The following is a 25,822-nucleotide window of genomic DNA, read 5'->3' as shown; positions in this document are numbered from 1 at the left end:
GTGGCGGTGGCGGGCCTGCTGACGCAGAAAGTTGCGGTCGTAATGGGTGCGGGTCGTGGCATCGGAGCCGCGATCGCGCAACGGTTTTCGGCCGAGGGCGCAACGGTTGTGGTCGCTGATGTGTCCATGGGCGCCGCGGAGGCATGTGCCGCTACACTCGGCGCACCCGCGATGGCCAGGCGTTGCGATGTCGCCGACGAAGACGAGGTGGCCGACACCTTAGGCGCTGTCGTCGCCGAAGTCGGCGGCCTGGACGTGCTGGTGAACAACGCCGCGCTCGGTTCGACGTCCCCGCTGGCCGAAACCTCCAGAGCCGACTGGGATCGGGTGCTCGGCGTGACGCTGAACGGAACGTTCCACGGCATCAAGCACGCCGCGCCGCACATGCGGGAACGCGGCGGCGGCGCTGTCGTGAACATCTCGTCGGTGGCCGGTCGCACTGCCATGCGGTCGATGGCCTCCTATAGTGCTGCCAAGGCCGGCGTGGAGGCGCTGACGCGGACATCGGCGTTGGAGTTGCGCTCAGACAACATTCGCGTCAACGCCATTGTCCCCGGCATGATCCGCACCAAAACCGCCAGTGCAGCCAAAGACGCGCTCGCGCCCGGCCTCGGCATGGACGTCGACCGCTATGTCGCCGATCGACAGCATCGCTGGGGCGAGCCCGAGGAAGTGGCCGCCGTCGCGGCCCACCTCGCCAGCGATGACGCGTCGTTCACCACCGGAATGTTTTATCTGCTCGACAACGGCGCGACGCTGCTGCCCTGACCGGCCAGCACGCCACGATCTGAGAGGAACCGCCACGATGCCAACCACCACAGACAACACCTTCGTCGAATCGGTGCGCGCCTTTGCGCAAAAGGAATGCGGCACATCCGAGCAGCGCAAAAAGCTGCGCGGCGACGGTTCGCTCACCCACAACCCCGAGCTTTACGCGAAGGTCGCCGACCTCGGCTGGATCGGCTGCGCGATACCGGTCGCCTACGGGGGCGGCGGCGGAAAGCCCAGTGACGCCTGCCGGCTGGTCGAGGAGATGGCCTACGGTCTGGCGCCGTTGTTCGGCCTCGGTGTGAGCCTGGTCAGCTCGACGATGGTCGAACGTTTCGGCACCGAAGCTCAGAAGCAGGACATCCTCGGTGGGGTGTGCCGTGGTGAGGTGCTCGCGACGGCAATCAGCGAGCCCGGCGCCGGGTCGGACCCCGGTTCGATGATCTGCCGCGCCGAGCGCCGCGGCGACTCCTATGTCATCAACGGCCAGAAGACGTGGATCTCATGCGCGCACATCGCCTCTCGCATCTTGTTGATGTGCCGGACCGATACCGGCGCCGACAAGCACGAAGGCATCACGATGCTCGATGTGCCGGCCGACGCTGCCGGCATGACGATCCGGCCCATCCCGAGCATGGGCGGTGACGAAGTCAACGATGTGTTCTTCGACGACGTCGTGGTGCCCGCCGACCGGGTGATCGGCACCGAGGGACGCGCCTGGCATCAGATCATGCGGGGGCTCAACACCGACAGGCTGATGTGCGGGGCGATGTTCCTCGGCCGAGCGCGGCGCACCTTCGACGATGCGCTGTCCTATCTGAAGGAGCGCGAACAGTTCGGCCGGCCGATCGGCAGTTTTCAGGCGCTACGCCACCGGATCGCCGACCTGGCCACCGAGCTCGAATGCTGTCGGCTTCTCGTCGACAACCTGGCGAGCAAGCTCGACGAGGACCCCGACCGACAGATCCCAAGGGAGGCGTCGATGGTCAAGCTGAAGGTCACCGAAACCGCGAAACGGCTTGCCGTCGAGGGCATGCAGTTCATGGGCGGAGCCGGTTACACGCTCGACCACGATATGGAACGTCATCTGCGCGAGAGCATCATCGGCACGGTGTACGCCGGGACAAGTGAGATCCAGCGCGACATCATCGGAAAGTCGTACGGACTGTGAGCGGCGACAACGAAGCGGCCCAGATCCGTTACGAGCAACCCAGTCCCGGCGTGGCGCGCATTGTGCTCGCCCGGCCCGAGAAGCGAAATGCCCAGGACCGGGCCATGTTGTACGAGCTCGACGACGCGTATCTGCGGGCCCTGCAGGATGAGTCCGTTCGGGTCATAATCCTGGCGGCCGACGGCCCGGATTTCTCTGCCGGGCACGACCTACGGTTCGAGACGGCATACGACATGGACGGCATCACGCCGCGTACGCTCACCGGCGGCTTCGCAGACCCCGGGGCAGAGGGCTGGTATGCCACCGAGGAAGAACTGTTCCTCGGGCTGTGTCTGCGTTGGCGCGACATCCCGCGTCCTACCATCGCTCAGGTGCACGGCCGGGTGATCGGCGGGGGCCTGGAACTGATCTGGCCGTGCGACCTGATCATCGCCGCCGATGACACCGTCTTTCACGATCCAATCAGCGCATTCGGCTGCGCGGTTGCCGAATACTTCGTCCACCCTTGGGAACTGGGCCATCGCCGAGCCAAGGAGATGCTCTTCACGGGCGAGCCGATCGACGCGTTCGACGCCGAATCGCTGGGCATGGTGAACCGCGTCGTACCGCGCCAGCAGCTGGAAGCCGAAACGCTCAAGCTGGCGCAGCGCATCGCCACGCGTCCCAGCTTCGGACTCCGGCTCGCCAAGCGGGCCGTCAACAACGCGCTCGATCTGCAGGGCCAACGCGCAGCGGTCCAATCCGCCTTCGATGCCCACCATTTGGCGCACTCGCACAACCGGGAGCTCTACGACCACCTCGTCGACCCGGGCGGTGCCGACCTGATCCGCGCCGACGCCCGAAGTGGCCGCACCCGGCCGCGGCCCAGCTTCATGAACCTACCCGCACCCGAGACCGATTAACCGAGGAGACGGCTATGCAACGGCAGTACACCACCGTGGTTCAAGGCGGCGACTACTTCGAGGGCGCGCGCTGGCGCGACGGACGTTGGTATGTCTCGGACGCGTTGAAGGGCGTGGTCTGCGCCTTCGACGAGTCCGGTCGCCGAGAGGATCTCATGCAGGTCGACGCGCTGTGCTCGGGGCTGGGCTGGATGCCGGACGGCACCTTGCTCGTCGTCTCCATGAAGGACCGGTCGCTGCTCGCGCGCGGCGTCGACGGGGCGGTGACGCGTCATTCGGACTTGTCAGCGTTGTCACCGCACTGGATCAACGACATGTTCGTCGATGAGTTGGGTCGCGCCTGGGTCGGCACCATCGGTTTCGCGATCCACGAAGGCGAAACGCCGCGGCCCGCTGAGCTCTTCCGGGTTGATCCCGACGGCACGGTCACCGTGGCTGCCAGTGACCTCTGGTGCCCGAACGGTGTCGTCGTCAGCGCCGACGGCGGCACGTTGATCGTCGCCGAGTCGTTCGCCGCCCGGCTCACGGCGTTCACGATCGGAGCCGACGGCACCTTGAGCGACCGCCGCGTCTTCGCGCAGTTCGGCCCGGCACCGCAACTTGCCGGGCCGGCACAGATGATCGCCGCCACCGAACTCGCCCCCGACGGTATGACCATCGACTCGCAGGACCATATTTGGGTTGCCGACGCGAATCACCAACGCTGCGTGCGTGTCTCGCCTGCCGGTCAGATCGTTGACGAAGTCGCCCACCCCGATGGCGTCAACGTGTACACCTGCGCCCTCGGCGGCCACGACGGCCGGCAGTTGCTGATGGCCGCGGCCGCGGGCTTCTTCGAGGCGATTGCCGGTGTCGGCGGGACGGCGGCATTGTTGTCGACGCCCGTTGACGTTGCTGCCTGATCCGACACCGCTGACCCCGCAGGAGCCGAAAATGACTGACAGCAACAACGTGGCCGCCGAGGAAGTTCGATACGACGTCCGCAACAGCGCGGCGTGGATAACGCTGAACCGACCGGATGCCCGCAACGCGTTGTCCCGCGAAGTGTTCGACCTGATCGGAACGGGTCTCACCCGCGCCGCCGAGGACACCGGCGTTCGGGCCGTGGTGATAGCCGCAACCGGACCCACATTCTGCGCCGGGGCCGATCTCAAGCGGGTGGGCGCAATGGAGGACCACGGCAACGTGGTGGCCTTCCTGAAAACAGCTGCCGCGCTGTTCGATCAGGTTGCGAACCACCCAAAACCGGTCATTGCGGCGGTGCACGGTGCCGCGATTGCGGGCGGGTTGGAACTGGTGCTGGCCTGTGATCTGGTGGTCGCCACCACCGAGGCCGTCTTCAGCGACGGACACGCCCGCTACGGGCTCTTCCCGGCCGCCGGCGGGGCAACACGCTTGCCGCGCAAGATCGGGATGAACCGCGCCAAGCACCTGCTGTTCACCGCGGACCGCTGGACGGCGCAGCGGATGTTCGACGCCGGGCTGGTATCGCAGGTGGTTGCGGCCGAGGAGTTGGCGAGCGCCGTGTCGGCGCTGACCGACGCGATCGGCAGGCACAGTCCGCTCGGCATCGCCGGGATGAAGCGGGTTGTCGACGAGGGCGCGGACCGGCCGCTGGCCGATGCGCTCGCACTCGAACTCGCGGAATGCACCGCGTATTCCAAGAGCGCTGACTTCTCCGAAGGCCTTCGGGCCTTTGGTGATCGACGAGAACCGACGTTCACCGGGCGATAGGCCGGGGAGTAGCGCGGTGGTTTGTAATACGAAGGGACCCTTGTGAATATCGACAGCAAGGTCGTCGTCGTGGTCGGCGGCGCCTCGGGGCTGGGCACGGCTGTGTGTGAGGAGTTCGCGGCCGCCGGCGGTCGTATCGCAGTGCTCGATCGCGATGCCGACGCGGCACAGCGGGTAGCCGACGGTCTACCGGATGCACTTGCGGTGCAGGCGGACACCACCAGCGCCAACTCGATGGAGGCTGCGGTGGACGCCGTGTTGCATGCGTTTGGCGCGCTACACATCGACGTCAACACTGCCGGTGTGGTGTCGGCTGCCAAGCTCGTGTCGAAAGGCCGACCCGCCGACCTGAGCGAGTTCGAACGGACGGTGGCCGTCAACCTCGTCGGCACCTTCAACGCGATGCGGGTCAGTGCCGCCGCGATGATGCGCCACGACCCCGAGAACGGCGAGCGGGGCGTCATCGTCAATACGGCATCGGGCGCGGCGTTCGACGGCCAGAGCGGGCAGGCCGCATACGGCGCGAGCAAGGCAGGGATCATCGGTCTCACCCTGCCAGCGGCACGGGACCTGGCCGGCAGCGGAATTCGGGTCAATACCGTCGCCCCAGGGCTGTTCGACACCCCGATGTCGGCCTCGCTACCAGACGCGGTCCGCGACGGACTGCTCGAATCGGTGCTGGAACCGAAGCGACTCGGCCGGCCGGCCGAGTTCGCCCGCCTGGTTCGACACCTCGTCGAGAACGAGTACCTCAACGCCGAATGCGTTCGCCTCGACGCCGCGACCCGGATGCAGCCACGATGAGCGGCGCACCCGGTACAGTTATCTTTACCCGTGCGACTCATATGCGCCCGGCGCAAACGGAGGGAGTTCGAATGGCACGCCGACGCGTCACCTCCGTGCAGGAGCTGGTGGACGCCGCAGCGCGGGTGTTCGAGCGGGTCGGCTACGTCGATGCGACCATCGCCGACATCGCCGCAGAGGCCGGGGTCAGCAAGCCGACCGTCTATCAGTACGTCGACTCCAAGCGCTGGTTACTGGAAACGATCGTGGAGCAGATCATCTATCCGCTGCGGCACAATATCGAACAGATCCTGACCAGTGATCAGTCGCCGCGAGACAAACTCATCGCGTTCATCCGTGTTCAGATCGAATCCGCAATCACCTATCGGACTTATTACGCAGTGCTTACCGCCGACCAGCACCAACTTTCCCCACAGGCGCTACGCAATTATCTGTCGTGGGCGCGCGACGTCAACCATGCCACCGAGAAGCTTCTGCATGAATGCGTCGAGGCCGGAGTCATCCGCGACGATCTCGACATCGGAACATCGGCGAACCTGCTCAACGGAATGCTGTTGTCCATCGCGCGCTGGTTTCACACCTCTGGGCGAGTCAACGCCGACGAACTCGTCCATCAAGTGCTGGGCATGTTGAGCGGCTACATCGTCGACTCGCGCTGACCGGCTATCCATCTGCACCAACAACAGCACTACATCAGCGTTAATCTAACCGCGCAGTATTGATTACGTTCGGGTCGTGCGCCCTTCGGAGGACCGATGAAAGGAATGGGCCCGCTAGCAGGCGTCAAGGTCATCGAGATTGCCGCCCTTGGACCCACCCCATTCGCCGGAATGCTGTTGTCCGACATGGGCGCCGAGGTCATCCGACTCGAGCGCTCGGCAGTTCAGAGCATCGGCAGCGGGGCCTGGAACCACATGCATCGCGGCCGGCCTTCAGTCGAATGCGACTTGAGCACCGCCGCCGGGCGTGATCTGGTCCTGACCCTCGTCGAGTCCGCCGACGCGCTGATCGAAGGCTTCCGCCCCGGCGTCATGGAGAAGCACGGGCTGGGCCCGCAGGTGATCCACGCGCGGAACCCGCGAGTGGTCTATTGCCGCGCCACCGGGTACGGCCAGGACGGGCCGCTGTCCGCACGGCCCGGTCACGACATCAACTACATCTCGATCGCCGGTGTTCTCGGCGCAATCGCCCGACCCGGAACCAAACCGACGTTCCCGCTCAGCCTTCTCGGCGATTTCGGCGGCGGCGGGATGCTCGTCGCATTCGGATTGCTGTGCGGCGTGCTCGAGGCACGGCAATCGGGCCTGGGTCAGGTCGTCGATGCGTCCATGGTCGAAGGAACCGCGTTGTTGAGCACCGTGTTCCACGCCCTGCGTAATGCGGGCATGTCTTCCGATGAGCCCGGGACCAATTACTTCGACGGTGGCGCGCATTTCTACAACGTCTACGAAACTTCCGACGGCGGCTTCGTTGCGGTGGGCGCGGTGGAGCCGCAGTTCTATGCGGCGATGCTTCGCGAGCTGGGTCTGCCAGCGGATCAGTGGCCACAGTGGGACAGCAGCCGGTGGCCCGAGTTGTCAGATCGGTTGGCTCAGGTGTTCCGGACCAGGACGCGCGATGAATGGGCCCGCACATTCGAGTCCTCCGATGCGTGCATCTCCCCCGTGTACCGGCTCGGCGAGGCCGCACAGCATTCGCACAACATCGAGCGGAACACGTTTGTCGACATCGACGGCCACCTGCAGCCCGCGCCCGCGCCGCGATTCAGTCGCTCGATCGTCGGCCTGCCGTCGCCGGCGCCCGAACCGGGCTCGGACACCCGTTCGGCGCTGATCGACTGGGGGCTGAGCACTTCCGACGTGGACCGCTACCTCGATGACCCAGCCACAACGAAATCCACCCGCGAGTAGAGATTTGAGGAGATTGCACCGTGATGGACCCCGCTGCGGTACTGCGCCGCAATGCTGTTGCCGCGAGCGACAAAGCCGCCTTGCGATTCGAAGGACGGACGCAGACCTATCGCGAGTTGCACGAACGGGCGAACCGGCTAGCGAACGCGCTGCGTGAGCACGGTATTGAGCGCGGTGATCGGGTGGCGGTTGCCGCGGACAACAGTTTCGAGACGCTGGAGATCCTGGCCGGGTTGACCGTCGGTGGCTACGTCCGGTGTCCGCTGTACACCCACGATACCGCGGACCGGCATCGTTACCTGATCGAACTCACCGAACCCGCCGCGATCATCGTGGAGGACAAGTACTTCGGCGCGTTGGAACCGGTGCTCGCCGCGGCACCGTCCATCCGTGCGGTCGTCGTCATCGGCTCCGAATCCGCGCACTCGGCCCTGGACTACGAGGTGCTGCTGCGTGACGCCTCGCCCGCCGACCAGGAATTCGAGCTTCGGCCGGACGACCCCTACCAGATCCGATTCTCGGCGGGTACAACGGGTTTGCCCAAGGGGATCCTGCACACCCTGGGCGGCTGGATGGCAGTCGGCGAGGAGACCCTGGCCGACGTTTCGCCGCCCTTGTCCGCCGCAGACCGCTATCTCGCGGCCAGCCCGCTGACCCACGCGGCGAGCATTCCGGTGTGGCCGATACTGGCCGCAGGCGGCACCGTCGTGGTGATGCCCGCGTTCGACACCGGCGGGTTCCTGCGACTGGTGGAAGAAGAGCGGGTGACGGTGACCCTTCTCGTCGCGACGATGGTGCAGATGATCACTGTGCATCCCGACGCAACCGTGCGGGATCTGTCGAGCCTGCGGGCGATCTTCTACGGCGCGTCCCCGATACCCGAGACCACCCTTGTTGCCGCACTGAAGTTGTGGGGCAACGTGATGTACCAGAGCTACGGGCAGAGCGAAGCGGTTCCGGTGGCAGCGCTGCTACCAGAGCACCACGTCGTCGACGGGTCGCCGGCGCAGCGGCGGCGCTTGCGGTCGGCCGGTAAGGCGACCCCCAGATCTGGAATCCGCATCGTCGACGAGAACGACAATGTGCTGCCGCCGGGAGAGGTCGGCGAAATCGTCGTCAAGTCGCCGGGTCGGATGAAGGAGATCTGGCGGGCGCCGGATGTCACCGCGCAACGGGTGACCGACGACGGATGGGTGCGAACCCGTGACATGGGATGGCTTGACCACGAACAGTTCCTGTTCCTTGCCGACCGCAAGGAGGACATGATCATCTCCGGCGGGTTCAACATCTGGCCTGCCGAACTCGAGAACGTCCTGGTGGAACACCCGGCGGTGCGCGAGGCCGCGGTGGTCGGGATTCCGCACGACAAATGGATCGAAACGCCACACGCCGACGTGGTCCTCGAATCAGGCTGTGCCGGCACTGTTTCCGTGGAGGACCTGGTCGAGTGGACGCGGGACCGGCTCGGCTCCTACAAGAAGGTCACCAGCGTCGCGTTCGTGACGGCGCTACCGAAAACCCCCATCGGCAAGGTCCTGCGCCGCGAGATCCGCGACCGGTTCGCTGCAGCCGCAGAAAACGATCAAGGAGTACAACAATGACGGTGGGCGCGCCCCCGGTCGGCCTGCCTTAGTTGCCGGCCGGGGGCTGCAACATCGACTGCCATGTCTGCTCGCCGCCGGCAGTGACCGCCAGGTCGCTTTGGGTGTAGATCTGCCCATCCGGACCGACGTACGTACCGGAGGCAGGGTCGTACTCGGCCACCGCGATCGGCGCCGGTGCGGGCGCCTGCGGTGCACTCGCGTTCGGATCCACGGTCAGCTGCGGGATGTCCTGGCCCGACAACGTCGCGTTCGGGTCGCCCTTCCAGTTGAATCCGTCGTTGAGCGGAACGTAGGTTTGGTCACTTACGCACATCTGCCACGTCGGTGCCCGCTTTCCGGGCCGGGTGGCACACGGAGTGTTGCGGGCGCCGCGCACGTTCAGCGTCGAATCCTGCGGCACCCGGCAGTACAGGTCCCCAGCCGGCCGGTCCGGGTAGTCCTCGAAGGTCGGCACCCGCTGCTGTCGTGCCGGCAGGAAGCCGGTCGTGCACGGTGGCGGCAGGTTCACGTTGAGGTTGAAGCTGAGAAAGGCGCCCTTGTAGTCCTGTTTGGTGTGGCGGTTGGCCACGCCGATCGCTTGCATCGCCGCCGCGCCCTGCGGCAGCAGCACCAACAGTTGCTCGAGACTGTCGTCGTAGGTGAGCGCCACCTCGCCGACGCTGACGAGATTGGCCAGCACGATCGGCAGGGTGGGCTGTACCCGGTCGAACAGCCGGCGCACTTCGTCGGCGGCCGGCGCGCCACGCGTCAGCACGCCTTGCACATCGGTGTCGGTGGTGCGCAGCTGATCGGTGACACTGGCCAGATTTGCCGCCCAGGCCCGCACCTCATCCGAGGTCTGCGTCTGGCTGTCGAGCACCGGGCCGGCTCGATCAAGCAGCGCGGTCCACGAATCGAGATGCTCGCGGGCGTCGATCGCCAACGTGGTCGATCCCCTTACCAGGCGCGACAATTCGGGACCCAACCCGCCGAGCGCGAGGTGGGCCTCGTCGACGACGGTTCTCAGGTTCTCCTGCGGGATGGCCTGCAGCCCTCGGTTGGTCGCATCGAGCAGTTCGTTGATGTCGGGCGGCACCGATGTGCGGTCACGCGCGATGATGTCGCCGTCCTCGAGTACCGGACCGTCCTCGCTGCGCGGCAGCAGCGCGACGAACTGCTCGCCGACAGCAGTCTGGCTGCGCACCTGCGCGTCGAGGTCAGCCGGGATTCGGGTGTCCGAATCCAGCGACAACACCGCTTCCGCACCGCTTCTGGTGAGGTTGACCGCCGTCACCCGGCCCACTTCGGTACCCCGGTAGCTGACATTGGCCCGTTCGTAAAGGCCTGCGGCTTCCGGCAATTGGACGGTGACCGTGTACCGGCCGACACCCAGCATCAGGCCGGGCAACTTGATGTAGATCAACATCAGCGACGTGAAGGCCAGCGCAGCCACGACGCCGAAAATGCCCAGCTGAATCCAGTTCCGTCTGGTCATGCGCATGTCAACGCCCCTGGTCCGTGCGGTAGGGCACAACGAGCGGATTGCCGGCGGTGTACGGGCTGGGCAGCTGTCCGATGGTGCGGCCCCACTGCATCTCCAGTTCCGTCAGCTCACCCTCGAATCGGGTGCCGGTGAGAAACGACGCGTCGAGCCGGCTCAGCGTCAGATCGATGACGGCGGTCAGGTTCGCGTAGTCACCGCGCTGCCACTTGGTGATGGTCTCCTTTGGCCACGGGAAGGTGGAGTAGAAGCTCAACGACCGGGTCAGCGACGGGCCCGCGTTGGCCAGGGACTCCAGCACCGGCCCGAGATCCTTGAGCTCCTTGACCAGATTCTCCTTGGTCAGGTTGACCGAATCCGATGCCAGCGCGCTGAATTCACCGAGCTGGTGTAGGGCTTCGGTGAGGTGGTCGCGTTGGTCCTTCACCACGGTCAACGCGTCCGGCAAGGTCTGCAGCGCGCTTTCGACAACCGGATCCTGTTCGGCGACCTGACCGACGAGCCCGTTGAGACTCTCGGTGGCGGCGATGATCTCGTCGGTCTGATCGTCGGCGTGCCCGATGAACTGCTCGAGCTGCTCGATGAGGCTGCGCAGATCGTCCTCGCGGCCGGCGAACGCTCTGCTCAACGCTTGGGTGATGTCGTGGATGCTGCCGATGCCACCCTGGTTGAGCAGCAGCGACACCGCGGCCAGCGCTTGTTCGGTGGACGGGTACCGGCTGCCCGACGACAGCGGTATCAGCGATCCGTCCTGCAACCGGCCTTCTGGCTGCACATCAACGGGTGGCGCCAGCTCGATGTGCAACGAACCCAGCAGGCTGGTCTGGCCGACCGTCGCGGTCGCATTGGCAGGCAGCCGCACGTCGCCGTTGAGCTCCATGGTGACCAGCGCGTGCCAGTCCTGCCGCTCGATGCCGGTGACGTTGCCGACGGTGACGTCGCCGACGCGTACGCGCGAGTTGCGTTCGATGTTGTCCACATCCGGGAGCTGCGCCTGCACGGTGTACGCCCCGGGCCCGCCGCCTTCGGTGCCGGGCAGCGGCAGCGAGTTTGCGCCATGCCAGTCCGCGCAGCCGGCAACCGACATGATGCTCGCGGTTGCCAGCACCGCGATCACATTGGTGCGCCTCACGATCCACTCCCGTGCGGCACCATCATTGCTTCCAGACCGCCGGCCGGATCGGTCGGCGCAGCCTCGGCGGGCAGCGGCGGCGCAGCGGTCGATTCGGTGCTGCCCGGCGGCGGGATGTAGTCGGGCCGCAGCCAGTCCTCGCTGTAGGTGACCTCGTTAGGTCGAGCCGTCGCGCCGACGAACAGGTTCTCGCCCAGGGGCAGGAAGTTGAATTGGCGGTTCTTCACGATCGGCGCCAGGTACTGCACGCACAGTTTGGCGGACTCCTCGGCGCCGAGGCGAGACGCTGCCTGCACGGCTCCGCACAAGAACCCGATCGGGTCGGCGAAGTTGGTCACGGCCAGTGCGCTGGTCATGGTGGCCTGCGCGGGCTGGTAGATGTTCAGGAAGTTCTGAAATGCGTTGGGGGCCAGATGCAGTGTCTGCTTGATGTCGCCGAGGCTATCGTGCAACATCTGCGTCACCAATGCCAACTTGTCGCTGGTGGTTCCGGCGGTTTCGCGGTTATCGGCTACGAAGGCACCGACGTCGTCGACCACCGCGTTGAGGTCCCGCACCGCGTTGGCGACCTCGTCGGGGTCGTCGGCGAGCAGGGCGGTCACCGAGGCGATGTTCTGGTTCAGATATCGCAACAGGTCGGTGCTGTTGTACAACGCGGAAACCAGGATCGACAGGCTTTCGACGGTGGCGAACAGGTCGCCGCTGTGGTCACCGAGCATCGAGAACGTCTGCGCCAGTTGGACCACTGCGTTCCTGATGTTGGTTCCCTCGCCGCGGAGGTTGGCCGCGGCGGTGTTGACGTAGGAGCCCAGGGTGCTGACCCCGCCCGGTTCGGTTGGCTGCAGCGCCTCGGTGAGCCGCTCGAGTTGCTCCCGGAAGTCGTCCCACTCCACCGGGACGGCGGTGCGCTCTTCGGGAATGACTGCACCGCTTTGCAGTTGTGGCCCGCCGGTGTAGGAGGGGGTCAGCTGGATGGCCCGCGCCGTCACCAACGACGGGGACAGGATCACGGCGTTGACGTCGGCCGGGACGGGATGCTTGGCATCGACGGAAAAGGTGATCTTGACCCGGGTCGGTTCGGGTTCGATGCGCTCGATCGTGCCGACCGGTACACCGACGATTCGGACCTCGTCGCCGGCGAAGATTCCGTTGCTGTTCGCGAAGTAGGCCACCACGGTGGTGCGTCGGAGCGTTTCGGTCGACAGCGCAACGATCAGCCCGCCGAACAGGACGGCCACCAGCGTGATCGCGGCACCCACCCGAACCAGGCCAAGCTTCTTCACGGTGCTGCCTCCCCGGACGGTGCTACCTCGTTCGGTGCCGGTACATAGAGCGGGTTGGGGGTGGGTGCCGGCGTGGACGCCAACTCCGGTGGTGCCTCGGCGGGCGGACCGGGCGGCGGGCCACCGGGAGCCGGAGCCGGCGGCGGCTCGCGGTAGGGGTAACGCGGATCACCGGGGTTGCCGGTAATCGCGTCGGGCAGCGTCATTCTCGGCTCACCGCCCTGCCCGGTGCGCGGAAACGGAACCGGTAGCGCGGGACTGGCCTGCTGGCCCACCGGCGGATCGGTGAGCTGGGACGGCAGCAACACATGGGGGTCCAGACCGAGATCGGAGAATGCGGCGTCGACGAATGGCTGCACGAACTGACCAGGCAGCAGGTTGGCGATATAGGCCTTGAAGAACGGGCCCGAGGACACCGACTCCCCCAGCGACATCGCGTACGCGTTGAGCCTTTTGATCGACTCCTGCACCTCGGCTTTGCGGTTGTCGACGATCGCGAGCACCCCGTTCAGCTTCTCCAATGCCGGCTTCAATGTCTGGCGGTTCTCCGCAATGAAGCCCTCGATCTGGCGAGCCACGGCGGAGATATCGCCCGAAATACGGTCCAGGGCATCGCTTTGGGCCTGTAGCTGCACCAGCAGCGCGTTGCTGTCGGCGATCAGGTCGACCACTTGGCCGGCGCGTTCGGCGAGTACCGTCGTCGCCTTGTTCGCGTTGCTCAGGAGATTGCGCAACTGGTCGTCGCGTTTGTTCAACGTCTCGGCGAACCGGGCCACTCCCGCTACGGCGATCTTCAGTTCGGGCGGCGTGTCGGAAAACGTCTGCGCCAGCACCCGTAACGAGTCCGACACCTGGTGGGTGTCGAGCCCGCTGATCGCCGTCGTGAGGTCGCCGAGCGCCTCGGGCAGCTGGTAGGGCGAGCGCGTGCGTTCCAGCGGGATCGGGCCGTCCTGAGTCCCGTCGCCGCGCGGGGTGAGCTCGACGATCTTGGAACCGAGCAGGGTCTGCGTCTTGATCGCTGCTTCGGTGCGATCGCCGAGTCGGACGTCGGGCGCGAGCCGGAACTTCACCAGCGCCCACGGGCCGGCCAGCTCGAGGCTGGACACCTGCCCCACCCGCAATCCAGATAACTGGACGTCTGCGCCCACAGTGATTCCTCCGGCTTCGGCGAAGTAGGCCGAGTAGTCGTTGCCCCGGTTGAAGATCGGCAGTTTGTCGTACTGCAACGCACCCAGCGCCAGCACGGCGATGAGGCAGATTCCCAGAGCACCGGTCACGACGGGGTTTCGTCTCGCGGAGAACTTCATTTCGATGCGCACCTGCCCGTGCTCTGGCCGACCAACTTGACGAACACCGGCTGGCCGCCCTTACCGTTCAGCTTCAACACGATGTCGCACAGATAGAAGCTGAAGAAGTCGCCGTAGAGACCTTGGCGGCCCAGCGCCTGGTATGCCTCGGGCAAGGTCGCGAGCAGCTCATCCACGTACTCGTGGTCGGCCACCACCAGCCCCGCCGTTCGGTCCGTCTCCGCGACGACTTTGGTCAGCGGTTGCCGCGCCTGGCGCAGCAAGTCGGTGATCGACATGGCGGCCGAATCGGCATGGCCCACTGCGGCACTGATGTCAGATTTGCGCGCTTCGAGGCCGTCGACGAGTTCAGCCAGCGCGCCCACCCCCTTGTCGAACTGCTTACTCTGATCTGAAAACGTGCCGAGTACGGTGTGCAGGTTTGCGATCACCTCCCCGATCAGTTGGTCCCGGTCGGCCAGTTTGTTGGTCAGCGCAGCGGTGTGCGACAGCAGCGAACCGATCGTCTGTCCCTGCCCTTGAAACGCGCGGATCAACTGCGCGCTCAACGCGTTGACCTGTTCTGGGTCCAAGGCGCGGAACAGTGGCCGGAAGCCGCCGATGAGCGCGTCGAGGTCCAGTGCCGGCGCGGTCTGGTCCAGGGGAATGGTCCCGTTTGGTTTGAGTATCTCGGTATCGCCTGGGCCCTCCTCGAGGCCCAGATACCGTCCGCCGATCAGGTCGTCGTAGCGGATGACGGCCCGGCTGCCCTTGGTCAGGACCACCGAGTCATCGGTGGTGAACCGTACAAGCACCGTGGAATCGGGTTGCAGCGTCAGTGAGCTGACCTTGCCGACTTCCACGCCGGCGATTCGCACGAAGTTGCCGCTCTCCAGGCCACTGACATTGCGGAACTCGGCCGCATAGGTCTGCTCGGGCTGAAAGCGCAACTCGGCGAACACTGCGAACATCGCAAAGACGCCGAGCAGACACACCGTCACGAAGACGCCCAGGCGCCAAACGACGTGGCGCAGATCAGCTCTCATCGCGGCGGCCTCCCTTCACTACGGCGCCGTTCCATGCGTCGACGGGTGCAACGGCTCACTGCCCGGCGGTGGCGGCCCCGGTTCCCGAGGTTGGCCGGGCGGCGGTGCCGGCGGCAGGCCCGGCCACAGCGGCGTCCCGTCCGGCGCGTAGAGCGCCGCGCCGTACGCCGGCGCGCCGGGATACGGGATCGGCCCGGGTGCCGGCGGTCCGAGGTTGCGAATGCTCGGTGGTTCTGGAACCGCTCGGGTGGACGGGAAATAGTTGGCGTAGCCGGGGAATCCGATTCCCGGGTTGGGACGGATATCCAGTCCGGTGCCCCAGCCGGTGTTGGTGATCAGCTGGCGGAGGGGGAAGTTGTCGTCGACGACGGGTAGCGAGCCGCACCCGGGTTGGCCGCCCGGACCGCCTTTGGCGCCGACGATGGGTAGGTTCTGCGGATAGCGGTACTGGTCGTCGCCGAGGAGCAGCGCGACGTCGGTGGTGATGGACTTGCCGTTGACGCCGCCGGTGACGTCGTAGCCGCCGTTCTCCAGGAACCAGTGGCCACCCACCAGCATGCAGGTGAACTGCGGGTTGTACTTCATTAACAGCCGTGTCGTCGGCTCGAGTTTGTTGACCGCGTCGACGAGGTTGTCCTTATTGGGACCGATGAGGTCCGTGCCGCTGCGCGACATTCCGACGACGCTCACGAGCAACGCGTCGAGTTCGTCGGCATGGGCGGTGATGGTGGCACCGGTAGTGGTCGCGGCGTCGAGGGTGTCCAGGATGTCTTGGGCCGCGGCGCTGTAGGTGTCGCTGAAGCCCTGTAACGCCTGCCAGTCTTCGCGGATGGTTTCACTGCGGGGGTTCAGCGCCAGCAGAACCGCATTGGCGTCGGTGGTGGCCCGCCCGATGGCGTCACCCTCGCCCCGTAATCCCTCCGCCACCGCGGAGAGCACGCCGTTGAGTTTGACCGGATCAATCTGTCGCAGGACGTCGGTCAGGTTCTGAAATACCGTGTTGACCTCGGTACTGACGTTGTGCGACTGGATCACCGCCCCGGCCTTGAGTTGCTGTGAAGCGGGCATGGCCGGCGAAACCAGATCGACGTACTTCGCACCAAATGCGGTGGTCGCCTTGATCTCCGCAAAGACGTTGGCAGGGATGAACTGGGCTTGCTTCGGGTCGATATCCAGCTTGAGGCGCACCGGATCTTTGCCGCCCTCGACGGCACTGACACGTCCGATCGCTACGCCGTGCATCTTCACCTTGGCACCCGATTCCATCACCAGGCCGGCGCGCTCGGAGGTGACGGTGACACTCAGCGTGGGCTTGAACGAGCGGGTGAACAACCCCCAGGCACCCAGGACCATCGCGATGATGACGACGAACAGCACCAGCGTCCACCACGCCGGGTCGATCCCTTTGTCCTGCCGTATCGAATCCATCTGCTAGCCCGAGAGGTTGAAGTTGCCGGACTGGCCGTAGATGGCCAGTGAGACGAGCAAGGTCACAAATGACGACACCACCAGCGATGCCCGCACCGCGCGGCCGACGGCCTCTCCCACGCCGGCCGGGCCACCCGACGCGGTGAAGCCGTAGTAGGTGTGCACGAGCATCACCACGATCGCCATCGAAATAGCTTGCAGGAACGACCAAATCACATCGACGGGGTTGAGGAACGTATTGAAGTAGTGGTCGTAGACACCGGTCGACTGGCCGTAGAAGAAGGTGGTGCCGATCCGGGCGGCCACGAAGGCCACCTGAACCGCGATGCAGTACAACGGGATCACCACGATGACACCGGCCAGCACCCGGGTCGAGGCCAGGTACGCGATGGACCGGATGCCCATGACCTCGAGCGCATCGATCTCTTCGTTGATCCGCATCGCCCCCAGTTGGGCGGTGGTGCCCGCGCCGACGGTCGCGGCCAGCCCGATGCCGGCGACCAGCGGCGAGGTGATGCGGACATTGAGGAAGGCGGAGGTGAAGCCGGCCAGCGCCTCCACGCCGACATCGGCGAGCTGGTTGTAGGCCTGCACGGCGATCCAGGCTCCGGCCGACAGCGTCAGGAATCCGACGATGACGAGGGTGCCGCCGATGATGGCCAGCGCGCCGAGCCCGAGGCTCATTTGCGAGATGAGCCGCAGCGATTCGACTTTGTAGCGCACCAGCGCGTCCCCGAGGCCCTTGAGCGTCAGGCCGTAGAACTGGGTCTGTCGGCCCAGGCGTCGCCATCCCTCGACCCATCCGGACCAGCTGCGCCGGATCCTGGGGAACTGCGAGCTCGCGACATTGAGGGTCACAGCGTCACCTTCACCGCGACGGCAGTGGCGACCACGTTGATTACGAACAACGACATGAACGAATACACCACCGTCTCGTTGACGGCATTGCCCACACCGGCTGGACCGCCACCGACCGAAATACCCTTGTAGCAGGCGATCAATGCAGCTGCCAGCCCGAAAATCGAGGCCTTGACCAGGGACACGATGACTTCCGGCATGCCGACCAACAGCGTCAAGCCCGCCGCGAACGCGCCGGGCGTGACGTGTTGGACATAGACCGAGAAGAAGAAGCCGCCGACGATGCCCACGATGGTGACCACCGAGGCCAGCAGCAGCGAAACCAGCGTTGCGGCCAGCACTCTCGGCACTACCAGCGCCTGCACGGGGTTGATTCCCAGCACCCGCATCGCGTCTATCTCTTCACGGATGGTCCTCGACCCCAGGTCCGCACACATCGCGGTGGCACCGGCGCCGGCGATCACCAGGACGGTCACGATCGGCCCGATTTGGGTGACTGCACCGAGCGCGGCGCCGGTGCCGGAGAAGTCGGCCGCACCGATCTCGACGAACAGGATGTTCAGGGTGAACACGGTGAGCACGGTGAACGGGATGGCGAGCATGACCGTCGGAACGATGGAAACCCGTGCCACGAACCAACTCTGGGTCAGAAACTCGCGCCACGCGAATGGCGGCTTGAACATCAAGATGAAGGTGTCAAACGACATCATGAAGAAGTCGCCCAGCGCTCGCACCGGCTTGGTGGCGGCCTGCGTCACGCTCACAGCCCGTTCCCCCTCGGACCGGATGCTCGAAGATCGCGGCTGAGACCGCCCTCGACGCCCCGCTTCAGCTCAGCCTGCACATTCCGTCCTTTCCAGGACTTTACCGGCCAGCCGGTAAAGTCGTCGGCACGAACGTAGGCCGCTCTCGCGAATGAAGTCAAGGGTTCGCCGGCGTGCATGGGTTGCCACCTCGCGTCCGGCCATCCGAGCTGCCTTTCATTAAGCCTTACTACCTAGTAAAGTTATTCGGGGACGCTAACCGTCCCCATTGCCGCCTGTCAAGGGCCAGGCGGGCCGCATCCATAACGGGTTTCAGGCCACACAGCACGGGTCGACGCGCTGCCACAGTGGCAGACGACAACGTCGTAAAACGGTGCAGTGAATACCATTAGGCGGAGAAGGCACCGTCTTGCCGCGTCTTCATCCGGTTGCCCGGTGCCACGGAGTGTGCAAGGTGCGACCGGCGGGATCGAGGGGGTGACGGTTCGAGTTCGGCCGACGCTCCGGCGACCCGATGCGAACATTTCCTTATCCGTTAGTATAGTTATGATGGTCGGGCGCAGGCGCGCCACAATCGAGGAGTCGATCGGCGTTACGAGGTGGTCCATGCCCAGTCCCGTTTCATCGATATCGAGGCCCTCCTGGCCGGCGATGCGTGTCGGCTTCCAGCTTTGTCCCTCGCGCCGAGACCGGAAATGGAGTGCCCGGACACTGTTGAGTGGGCTGTGCCGCCACATTGACCACACTTCGGCGCCGGTCCCAAGGCGCCCGAACCGACGCGATGGAGGTATCGCAATGCCGAACGTCAACGGGCGAATACAGCAACTCCGCAACGAATACGCCAGCGCCGGAGCGTGCGCCGCTTATCTGCTGTGTGACCGTCATCCGCCTGAGGCGGTGGCCTTCACGCTCATCGAAACGGACCTGTCCAGTCTGGATATAACCTTCGGCGAACTGCGCCGTCGTTCCGAGCAGTTGGCTTCCGGCCTTGCAGCTCAAGGAGTGGTCCCCGGAGACCGGATCGCCACGTTGATGGGCAAGTCGATGGAATTAGTGGTCTCGATGCTGGCGCTTTGGCGCTTGGGCGCCGTGCAGGTGCCGCTGTTCACCGCTTTCGCTCCGGCTGCAATAGCGGTGCGGGTAGCCGGCAACGGCACCAAGTTCGTCATCACCGACGCCGCCCAGCGGCCGAAGCTCGATCCAGGTGCCGACCTGCCGGCCGAACGTGACTGGGGAATCATCACCACCGGCACCGCCACCGGCGACGACCTGTCGTTCCACCAGCTGGTGGAGTCTTCTGCGCCGCTTGCTGATCCAGTGGCTTGCGGTGGTACGGGCACCCTGGTCGAGTTGTTCACCTCCGGTACGACCGGCACACCGAAGGCGGTACCCATACCGCTGGGCGCGGTGGCCGCGATGGTCTCCTATAACGAGTTCGCGCTTGATCACACCGACGAAGATGTGTTTTGGAACGCCGCCGACCCGGGGTGGGCGTACGGGCTCTACTACGCAATCATCAGCCCCTTGGCGTCCGGCCGCCGAAGTCTGATGCTGTGCGCTTCCTTCGACGCGCAGCTCACCTGGTCGGTTCTGCAGCGCTTCGGAGTGACCAACTTCGCCGCCGCGCCGACGGTGTACCGTGCGCTGCGCAGTGCGCCGGTACCAAACGATCTTGCGCTGCGGCATCTTTCGTCCGCCGGTGAACCGCTCACTCCATCAGTGATCGATTGGGCCAGCCAGGCGTTGGGTCTTGAAATCCGGGACCACTACGGCCAGACGGAGACCGGCATGATCGCCGCAAACGCCTGGCACCCTGAGCTGGTGGCGGCGGCAAAATCCGGTTCCATGGGCCCGGCCCTACCGGGTTTCGCCCTGGAGGTGCTGCGGACTGAAGCAGATGAGATCGCCGACGTCGACGAGCCAGGTCGGCTCGCCGTCGACATCACCAGAAGTCCACTGATGACATTCCGCGGCTATCGCGACGCCCCCGAAAAGAGCGCCGCTCGATTCAGCGGCGACGGGCGCTGGTACCTCACCGGTGACGTCGTATCCCGCGACGTCGACGGCCATTTCAGGTTCGCGTCACGCGAGGACGACCTTATTCTCATGGCGGGCTACCGCATCGGCCCGTTCGAGGTCGAATCCGTGCTCACCAAGCACCCCGCAGTCGTCGACGCCGCAGTCATCGGCGTGCCCGACGAGTTGCGCGGCGAGGTGCTCATCGCGATCGTCGTCCTCGCTCCCGGCGTGTCACCCGAGGATTCCCTCGTCGAAGAGCTGCAGCACATGGTGAAGGAAGGCCTTTCCGCGCACGCGTATCCGCGCCGCGTTCACTTCACAGCCGAGCTACCCAGGACACCCAGCGGCAAGGTGCAGCGATTTCGGCTCCGACAGCAATTCAGCGACAACACCTAGCGCGCTCACCCCGCACTGGCGGCCCCGCCGTCGACCTCGAGCACACTCCCGGTGAGATACGCCCCCGCGCGCGACGCGAGGAACAGCACGGCGCCGACGATGTCCTCGGGCGTTCCGGTGCGGCCCAGCGGCACCGTCGAGAGCAGTTCCGCCCGCGTCGCCTCGTCGTCGAGTGCGAATGCGCTCATCCGGCTCGGAAAGTAGCCCGGGGCGATCGCATTGACAGTGACGTGCTCGCCGGCGAGCCGTCCCGCGAGGTGGCGGGTCAACATGTGGACTGCGGCCTTTGTCGCGCTGTACGGATAGTTCTCCACCGCGGTCACCCGATGCCCGGCCAATGAACCGATGTTGACAACACGCGCCGGGTCGTCGGCCGACGCCGCCTGCCGCAATGGGCCCAACAGCGTTGTCGTCAAACGAAACAGGCCGATCAGGTTGACGTTGGTGAGCTTGTGCCACGCGTCATCGGGAAAGTCGTCCAGCGGTGCGCCCCACGTCGCACCCGCATTGTTGACCAGCAGGTCGAGCCGGCCGCCGAACTCCGTCGCCACTGCGTGCGCAATAGCGGCACTGCCGTCGGGCGCACCGACGTCGGCGACAACCGAGAGGCAGTCGCCCCGCTGGGCGAGTCGCTCGGCTACCGCCTGCCCGGCGGCCGCACGCCGGGAGGCGATCACCACCCGTGCGCCCGCCTCGACCAGGCCGGTGGCGATCATCTCACCCAGCCCCGATGAACCGCCGGTGACGACGGCGTTCTTACCGGCGACCGAGAACAACCCGGCGGTCACAATGTCACCGAATAGCCACCGTTGACGCCCACCGTCTGCCCGGTGACCCAACCCGCTGCCTCTGATGCCAGGAAGCAGATCATCGCCGACCCGTCAGCAGGATCGCCGATACGTCGGATCATGTACTGTTCAAGCACTTTTCGCTGCACCCGCTCGTCGGCGAGCATATCGGCGGTCGCCGGGGTGTAGGTGGCGCCGAGGGCCACCGAGTTCGCGGTGATCAGGTAGCGTCCACCGATCCGGGCCAGCGCACGGGTCAACCCGGCCGCGCCGGCCTTCGCCCCGGAGTAGGCCTCCAGCCCGTTACCCTCACCCATGCGCCCGGCATCGGAGATGACGGTGACGATGCGGCCACCGTTACCGGCGCGCACCATTTGTTCGATCGCATGACGCGCACAGTTGAACACCCCACCGAGGTTGACCCGGATCGATTTGTCCCACTGCGCGGGCGACTGTTCCCAGAACGGCATGGCAGGGGGTGGCGTACCGCCGCCGCCCTGATTGCCTGCGTTGTTGACCAGGATCCCGACCGGCCCCAGTTCGCGTTCGATTGTTCCGAACATTTCGCCCACTTCATCGAAGTCGCCGACGTCAGCCGGAGCCGCTATAGCGGGCACCCCCGTTTCGCGAATCTCCTTGGCAACGCGCTCAGCCCGGTCGGCGTCGATATCGTTGACAGCAACTCCACCGGCACCCAAACGTGCCAGGTCGTGCACGATGCGATACCCGACTCCTTGACCGGCGCCGGTGACCACGGCGATTCGGCCGGCCATGTCCATGCCCTCACTCATCCTCAGCGGCCTTTCCATTTCGGTGCTCTCTTCTCCGCGAATGCCGCCAACCCCTCCTTGAAGTCCTCGGACTCGAGTACGGGTTCGAGCAACGGGACTTGCAGATCCCAACTCGCCCGGTCCTCCCATTCCTGGGAGCGGCGGATGACGGCCGTGCTGGCCCGCACGGCCACCGGTCCGTTGGCGGCGATCTCCTCGGCAAGCTCCAGCGCGACGGCGAGGCTCTGCCCCGGCTCGGCCAGTCGGTTGACCAGCCCCAGCGCGTGGAAGTCCGTGGCCATCAACGGTTTTCCAGTGAGCGCCAGCTCCATTGCCCGGTGGTACGGAATGCGCCTCGGCAGCCGGAATAGGCCACCGCCCATCGCCGGCACCGCTCGTGACGCCTCTGGCAGCCCCATCCGCGCGTCTTTCGCCGCCACGATCAGATCGCAGGCCAGACACAGTTCCAGGCCGCCGCCGAGGGCGTGCCCCTCGACCGCCGCGATCATCGGCTTCGTCGGGGGGTCGAGCATGATGCCGCAACCGCCGCGCCGTTCGGTCCTGGCGATCTCGCCGCGGGCGGCGGCTTTCATGTCCTGACCTGCCGAGAAGACCCCGTCCGCGCCGGTGAGGACGGCCACCCGTAGATCGGGATCCGCCTCGAAGTGGTCGACGGCGGCCTCCATCGCCTCCGCGGTCGGCAGGTCGAAGGAGTTACGACGCTGCGGCCGGTTTATGGTCAGCACCGCGACGTGCCCAACCCGATCGAAGAGGACCAGTTCAGAAGTGCTCGGCTCGGACATCAGGCGACCCGCCGATACATCGTCACAACGCAGGCGCTGCCCAGGCCGTGGTTGTGCGACAGTGCGGTACGCGCACCGTCGACCTGCCGGTCGCCAGCCTCGCCGCGCACCTGCCAGACGAGCTCGGCGCACTGAGCTAGCCCGGTCGCGCCGAGCGGGTGCCCTTTGGAGATCAGCCCGCCCGAGGGGTTGACCACCCAGCGGCCGCCGTAGGTGGTGTCACCGTCGTCGATCAGTCGGCCGCCCTCGCCTTCGGCGCACAACCCCAAAGCTTCGTAGAGCAATATCTCGTTGATCGAGAAGCAGTCGTGCAACTCGATGACATCGATATCGGCCGGGCCCAAACCGGTTCGGTCGTACACCGCGGTGGCGGCCCGGCGCGAGGCGTCGCGCCCCACGACGTCGAACGAACTGCCGGATTCGAAAGTGGCCGCAGTGTCGGTGGTCATCGCTTGTCCGACGATGTGTACTGCCTGGCCCTCGAGCCCGTGTTTGGCCACGAAGTCCTCGGAGGCCACGATCGCGGCGGCCGACCCGTCGGAGGTCGGCGAGCACTGCAGTTTGGTCAGCATCTCACACACCTGCGTCGAGGCCATGATCTCGTCGAGTGTGTACACCGAACGGAACTGCGCCCGTTCGTTGTTCGCCGAGTGCCGATGGTTCTTCTCGGCGACCTTGCCGAACTGCTCGGCAGTGGTGCCGAACTTCTCCCGGTGTTCCAGCCCGGCGTTGCGGAACAACTCCAGCATGGGAGGCGCACCGCTGGCCGGGCGATGGCCTGCGGCCGCGTCGAGAAAGGGCTGCACAGGGCTGGCCACGTCGGGATAGGCCATCGTTCCGAGAGAGCCCGGCCTCATCTTCTCGAAGCCCACCGCCAGTACGCATTCGGCAATTCCACCTTCGACCAGTTGGCGGGCGCCGAACAGCGCCGAGGATCCGCTGGCGCAGTTGTTGTTGACGTTCAGCACCGGAATTCCGGTTCTGCCGATGTCGTAGAGCGCGCGCTGGCCGGCTGTCGAGTCGGCATGCACATAGCCGACCAGCGCCTGCTCGACATGCGAATACTCAAGCCCGGAGTCGAGCAGCGCCGCGTTGATCGCCGCGCCGGCCAGATCAGGGTAATCGGCCGGAGATGCGCCGGGCTTGGTGAACGGCGTCATCCCGACGCCGATGACATGGGCGGTTCTCATCGCGTTGCCATTCCTGTTCTCGTCGATTTGGTGGACGTGGAAAACCAAGTGCCGCTGGGGTCCTCGTTGTGTTGATCGCGTATCCGGCTTCGCAGCACCTTGCCCATCGGCGATCGCGGCAGCTGCTCACCGAACATGACCGCGCCGAGTTTCTTGACCGGACCGAGCTTCTCGCGAGTCCAGTCCACGAGCTCCTGTCCGGTGACGGCGGCTGCGCCCGCGGTGGGCACGATCAGCGCCAACGGGGTCTCACCCCACCGGTCATGCGGGATTCCGACAACGGCCGCCTCCGCCACGGCGGGGTGCGCCGTGAGCGCCAACTCGAGTTCGGTGGGCCAGATGTTGAAGCCACCCGAGATGATCAGGTCTTCCTTGCGGCCAGTAAGGAACAGATAGCCGTCGTCGTCCAAATAGCCCATGTCTCTGGTAAGTACGGCGCCATTCGCCAGGAAACGGGCCTTGGTCGCTTCGTCGTCACCCCACACACCGGCGAAAGCGGTGGGAGTCCGAGACGCGATCTCGCCGACCTCGCCGCGGGGCAGTTCCCGGCCGTCCTCATCGACGATCAGCAGTTGCGACCCGGTAACGGGCCTACCCGCGGAACGCAGCCACTTGCCGCCCTCCGCGATGTGGTCGGTCGGACCCAGGACTGCCAGCGGCGCGCCTTCGCTCTGCCCGTAGATTTGCAGCAGCACATCGCCGAACGCTTTGCGTGCCAGCCGCATGGTCTCGGGAGTGATCGGCGATCCGCCGTAAGCGATGCAGCGGAGGGTGCTCAGATCGGTGGTCGCCGCTGCGGGGTGGGTTGCGGCCGCATGGATCATGGTGGGCACACCGAAGCTGAAGGTGCACCCCAGGTCAGCGATGTTTGCCAGGTATGCGCCCGCGTCGAAGCTGCGCATCAGCGCGATCGATCCGCCGGTACTGACGAAGGCGGGCATCGGCATGAGGCTCGCGTGGGAGAGCGGCCCAGCCGCCAGATAGCGGTCGTCAGGGGTGAAAGTAGGTAGCACCCGTGCGGTTTCGGTGCCGACGGCCGTCCAGCCTGCCACGTCGTGGAAGACGGCCTTGGGGCGTCCGGTGGTACCAGCGGAGAAGCGGATGGTTTGCGGCCGGTCGGACGCAATGTCGAGGTGCGGATCCTGCGCAGAGGCGGCTGCCAACACGTCGGCGTAGTCCAGGGCGGCGCCCCCGGCGGAACCGTCGCAGATCAACACATGTGACAGCTCCCGCACCCGAGCGAGGTGCGGTGCAATCGTCGCATGGTGCTCGTGCTGGACGATCAGCGCCGAGGCGCCGATCGCGGTCAACAGCTCGGCGTTGATCTCGGGGGTGTTGTGGGTGTAGAGCGAGGCTCGGACGAACCCGCCCAGCGCGATACCGAAAATCAATTCGAGCGCCTCGGGCGAGTTGTCTGCGAGCGTCGCCACCCGGTCGCCGGGCTTTAGCCCGAGCCCGGCCAGGGCCTGCGCCAGTCGGCAGGCCCGCTGGTAGCAGTCGGCGTAGGTCTGCGTCTGTTGGTCGCAGAGCAGCAGAGGATTGCCGGGGAATCGCTCTGCTCCACGCCGGATCAGCGTTGCCAGATCCATCGCTGCCCCTCTCTATGCGCTGACAGACCCGGTTTTCGGGTCGATTTCGACGCTATGAGCGCGGTACCGGGCCAACAATGGGACGAGGTGCCACCAG

At 65.8% G+C, this 25,822-nt stretch carries 23 protein-coding genes; 10 read left to right on the top strand and 13 right to left on the bottom strand.

Features of this window, described 5'->3' with window-relative positions; genetic code table 11:
* The first annotated feature begins 6 nt into the window (after positions 1–6).
* The 9 genes from ABQE44_RS03290 (at position 7) to ABQE44_RS03250 (ending at position 8,890) form a co-directional block, all read left to right on the top strand.
* Positions 7–768, top strand: coding sequence for an SDR family NAD(P)-dependent oxidoreductase (locus ABQE44_RS03290; protein ID WP_448393375.1), 762 nt, complete (start codon positions 7–9; stop codon positions 766–768).
* Positions 769–805: 37 nt separating this feature from the next.
* Complete coding sequence (locus tag ABQE44_RS03285) at positions 806–1,939, top strand: acyl-CoA dehydrogenase family protein (RefSeq protein ID WP_448393374.1); 1,134 nt, start codon at positions 806–808, stop codon at positions 1,937–1,939.
* Positions 1,936–2,841, top strand: a complete 906-nt coding sequence (locus ABQE44_RS03280; RefSeq protein ID WP_448393373.1) for an enoyl-CoA hydratase — start codon at positions 1,936–1,938, stop codon at positions 2,839–2,841. The genes ABQE44_RS03285 and ABQE44_RS03280 overlap by 4 nt, the downstream gene beginning before the upstream one ends.
* A gap of 14 nt (positions 2,842–2,855) precedes the next feature.
* Positions 2,856–3,743: an SMP-30/gluconolactonase/LRE family protein gene (locus ABQE44_RS03275; protein WP_448393372.1), complete on the top strand. Its 888-nt coding sequence runs from the start codon at positions 2,856–2,858 to the stop codon at positions 3,741–3,743.
* 31 nt (positions 3,744–3,774) lie between these two features.
* Positions 3,775–4,575 (top strand): enoyl-CoA hydratase/isomerase family protein, encoded by an 801-nt coding sequence (locus ABQE44_RS03270; RefSeq protein WP_448393371.1) that lies wholly within the window; start codon positions 3,775–3,777, stop codon positions 4,573–4,575.
* Positions 4,576–4,617: 42 nt separating this feature from the next.
* The gene (locus ABQE44_RS03265; RefSeq protein WP_448393370.1) at positions 4,618–5,379 is read left to right on the top strand and encodes an SDR family NAD(P)-dependent oxidoreductase; all 762 of its coding nucleotides are present in this window, start codon (positions 4,618–4,620) and stop codon (positions 5,377–5,379) included.
* Between the two features lie 71 nt (positions 5,380–5,450).
* Positions 5,451–6,038, top strand: a complete 588-nt coding sequence (locus ABQE44_RS03260) for a TetR/AcrR family transcriptional regulator (RefSeq protein ID WP_448393369.1) — start codon at positions 5,451–5,453, stop codon at positions 6,036–6,038.
* 96 nt (positions 6,039–6,134) lie between these two features.
* A complete protein-coding gene (locus ABQE44_RS03255; protein WP_448393368.1) occupies positions 6,135–7,289 on the top strand; it encodes a CaiB/BaiF CoA transferase family protein in 1,155 nt (384 codons plus the stop codon).
* A gap of 23 nt (positions 7,290–7,312) precedes the next feature.
* The gene (locus ABQE44_RS03250) at positions 7,313–8,890 is read left to right on the top strand and encodes a class I adenylate-forming enzyme family protein (protein WP_448393367.1); all 1,578 of its coding nucleotides are present in this window, start codon (positions 7,313–7,315) and stop codon (positions 8,888–8,890) included.
* Positions 8,891–8,918: 28 nt separating this feature from the next.
* On the opposite strand, the gene ABQE44_RS03245 is transcribed toward ABQE44_RS03250, so the two are convergent.
* Genes ABQE44_RS03245 through ABQE44_RS03210 form a run of 8 tightly spaced genes read right to left on the bottom strand, consistent with a single transcriptional unit; the run spans position 8,919 to position 18,116 of the window.
* Positions 8,919–10,373 carry an MCE family protein gene (locus ABQE44_RS03245; protein WP_448428224.1) on the bottom strand — a complete coding sequence of 485 codons (1,455 nt, stop codon included), beginning with the start codon at positions 10,371–10,373 and terminating at the stop codon, positions 8,919–8,921.
* A gap of 1 nt (position 10,374) precedes the next feature.
* Positions 10,375–11,460, bottom strand: a complete 1,086-nt coding sequence (locus ABQE44_RS03240) for an MCE family protein (protein ID WP_448393574.1) — start codon at positions 11,458–11,460, stop codon at positions 10,375–10,377.
* Between the two features lie 41 nt (positions 11,461–11,501).
* Complete coding sequence (locus ABQE44_RS03235) at positions 11,502–12,788, bottom strand: MCE family protein (RefSeq protein WP_448428222.1); 1,287 nt, start codon at positions 12,786–12,788, stop codon at positions 11,502–11,504.
* Positions 12,785–14,095 carry an MCE family protein gene (locus ABQE44_RS03230; protein ID WP_448428316.1) on the bottom strand — a complete coding sequence of 437 codons (1,311 nt, stop codon included), beginning with the start codon at positions 14,093–14,095 and terminating at the stop codon, positions 12,785–12,787. Before ABQE44_RS03230 ends, ABQE44_RS03235 begins: the two co-directional genes overlap by 4 nt.
* Entirely contained in the window at positions 14,092–15,120 is a 1,029-nt protein-coding gene (locus ABQE44_RS03225; RefSeq protein WP_448393364.1) for an MCE family protein, read from the bottom strand. The genes ABQE44_RS03230 and ABQE44_RS03225 overlap by 4 nt, the downstream gene beginning before the upstream one ends.
* A gap of 18 nt (positions 15,121–15,138) precedes the next feature.
* Positions 15,139–16,548 carry an MCE family protein gene (locus tag ABQE44_RS03220; RefSeq protein WP_448393363.1) on the bottom strand — a complete coding sequence of 470 codons (1,410 nt, stop codon included), beginning with the start codon at positions 16,546–16,548 and terminating at the stop codon, positions 15,139–15,141.
* Positions 16,549–16,551: 3 nt separating this feature from the next.
* Positions 16,552–17,406 carry an ABC transporter permease gene (locus ABQE44_RS03215; RefSeq protein WP_448393362.1) on the bottom strand — a complete coding sequence of 285 codons (855 nt, stop codon included), beginning with the start codon at positions 17,404–17,406 and terminating at the stop codon, positions 16,552–16,554.
* Positions 17,403–18,116 carry an MlaE family ABC transporter permease gene (locus ABQE44_RS03210; RefSeq protein ID WP_448428314.1) on the bottom strand — a complete coding sequence of 238 codons (714 nt, stop codon included), beginning with the start codon at positions 18,114–18,116 and terminating at the stop codon, positions 17,403–17,405. Before ABQE44_RS03210 ends, ABQE44_RS03215 begins: the two co-directional genes overlap by 4 nt.
* An 849-nt stretch (positions 18,117–18,965) precedes the next feature.
* Here ABQE44_RS03210 and ABQE44_RS03205 point away from each other — a divergent pair.
* On the top strand, positions 18,966–20,585 hold the full coding sequence (locus ABQE44_RS03205; protein WP_448428312.1) for an AMP-binding protein: 1,620 nt from the start codon (positions 18,966–18,968) through the stop codon (positions 20,583–20,585).
* A gap of 5 nt (positions 20,586–20,590) precedes the next feature.
* Here ABQE44_RS03205 and ABQE44_RS03200 read toward each other — a convergent pair whose 3' ends face one another.
* The 5 genes from ABQE44_RS03200 to ABQE44_RS03180 are packed head-to-tail and all read right to left on the bottom strand — an operon-like array spanning position 20,591 to position 25,725.
* Positions 20,591–21,376, bottom strand: coding sequence for an SDR family oxidoreductase (locus ABQE44_RS03200; protein WP_448428310.1), 786 nt, complete (start codon positions 21,374–21,376; stop codon positions 20,591–20,593).
* Positions 21,370–22,164 (bottom strand): SDR family NAD(P)-dependent oxidoreductase, encoded by a 795-nt coding sequence (locus ABQE44_RS03195; protein ID WP_448393359.1) that lies wholly within the window; start codon positions 22,162–22,164, stop codon positions 21,370–21,372. Before ABQE44_RS03195 ends, ABQE44_RS03200 begins: the two co-directional genes overlap by 7 nt.
* A gap of 2 nt (positions 22,165–22,166) precedes the next feature.
* The gene (locus tag ABQE44_RS03190) at positions 22,167–22,946 is read right to left on the bottom strand and encodes a crotonase/enoyl-CoA hydratase family protein (protein ID WP_448393358.1); all 780 of its coding nucleotides are present in this window, start codon (positions 22,944–22,946) and stop codon (positions 22,167–22,169) included.
* Positions 22,946–24,136, bottom strand: coding sequence for a lipid-transfer protein (locus ABQE44_RS03185; RefSeq protein WP_448393357.1), 1,191 nt, complete (start codon positions 24,134–24,136; stop codon positions 22,946–22,948). The genes ABQE44_RS03190 and ABQE44_RS03185 overlap by 1 nt, the downstream gene beginning before the upstream one ends.
* Complete coding sequence (locus ABQE44_RS03180; protein WP_448393356.1) at positions 24,133–25,725, bottom strand: class I adenylate-forming enzyme family protein; 1,593 nt, start codon at positions 25,723–25,725, stop codon at positions 24,133–24,135. Before ABQE44_RS03180 ends, ABQE44_RS03185 begins: the two co-directional genes overlap by 4 nt.
* Positions 25,726–25,822: the final 97 nt, after the last annotated feature.

It is taken from the genome of Mycolicibacterium sp. XJ2546 (genome assembly GCF_053483195.1).
Note: the sequence above shows the minus strand (reverse complement) of the source record. Positions and strands in the feature narration are given on the sequence as shown.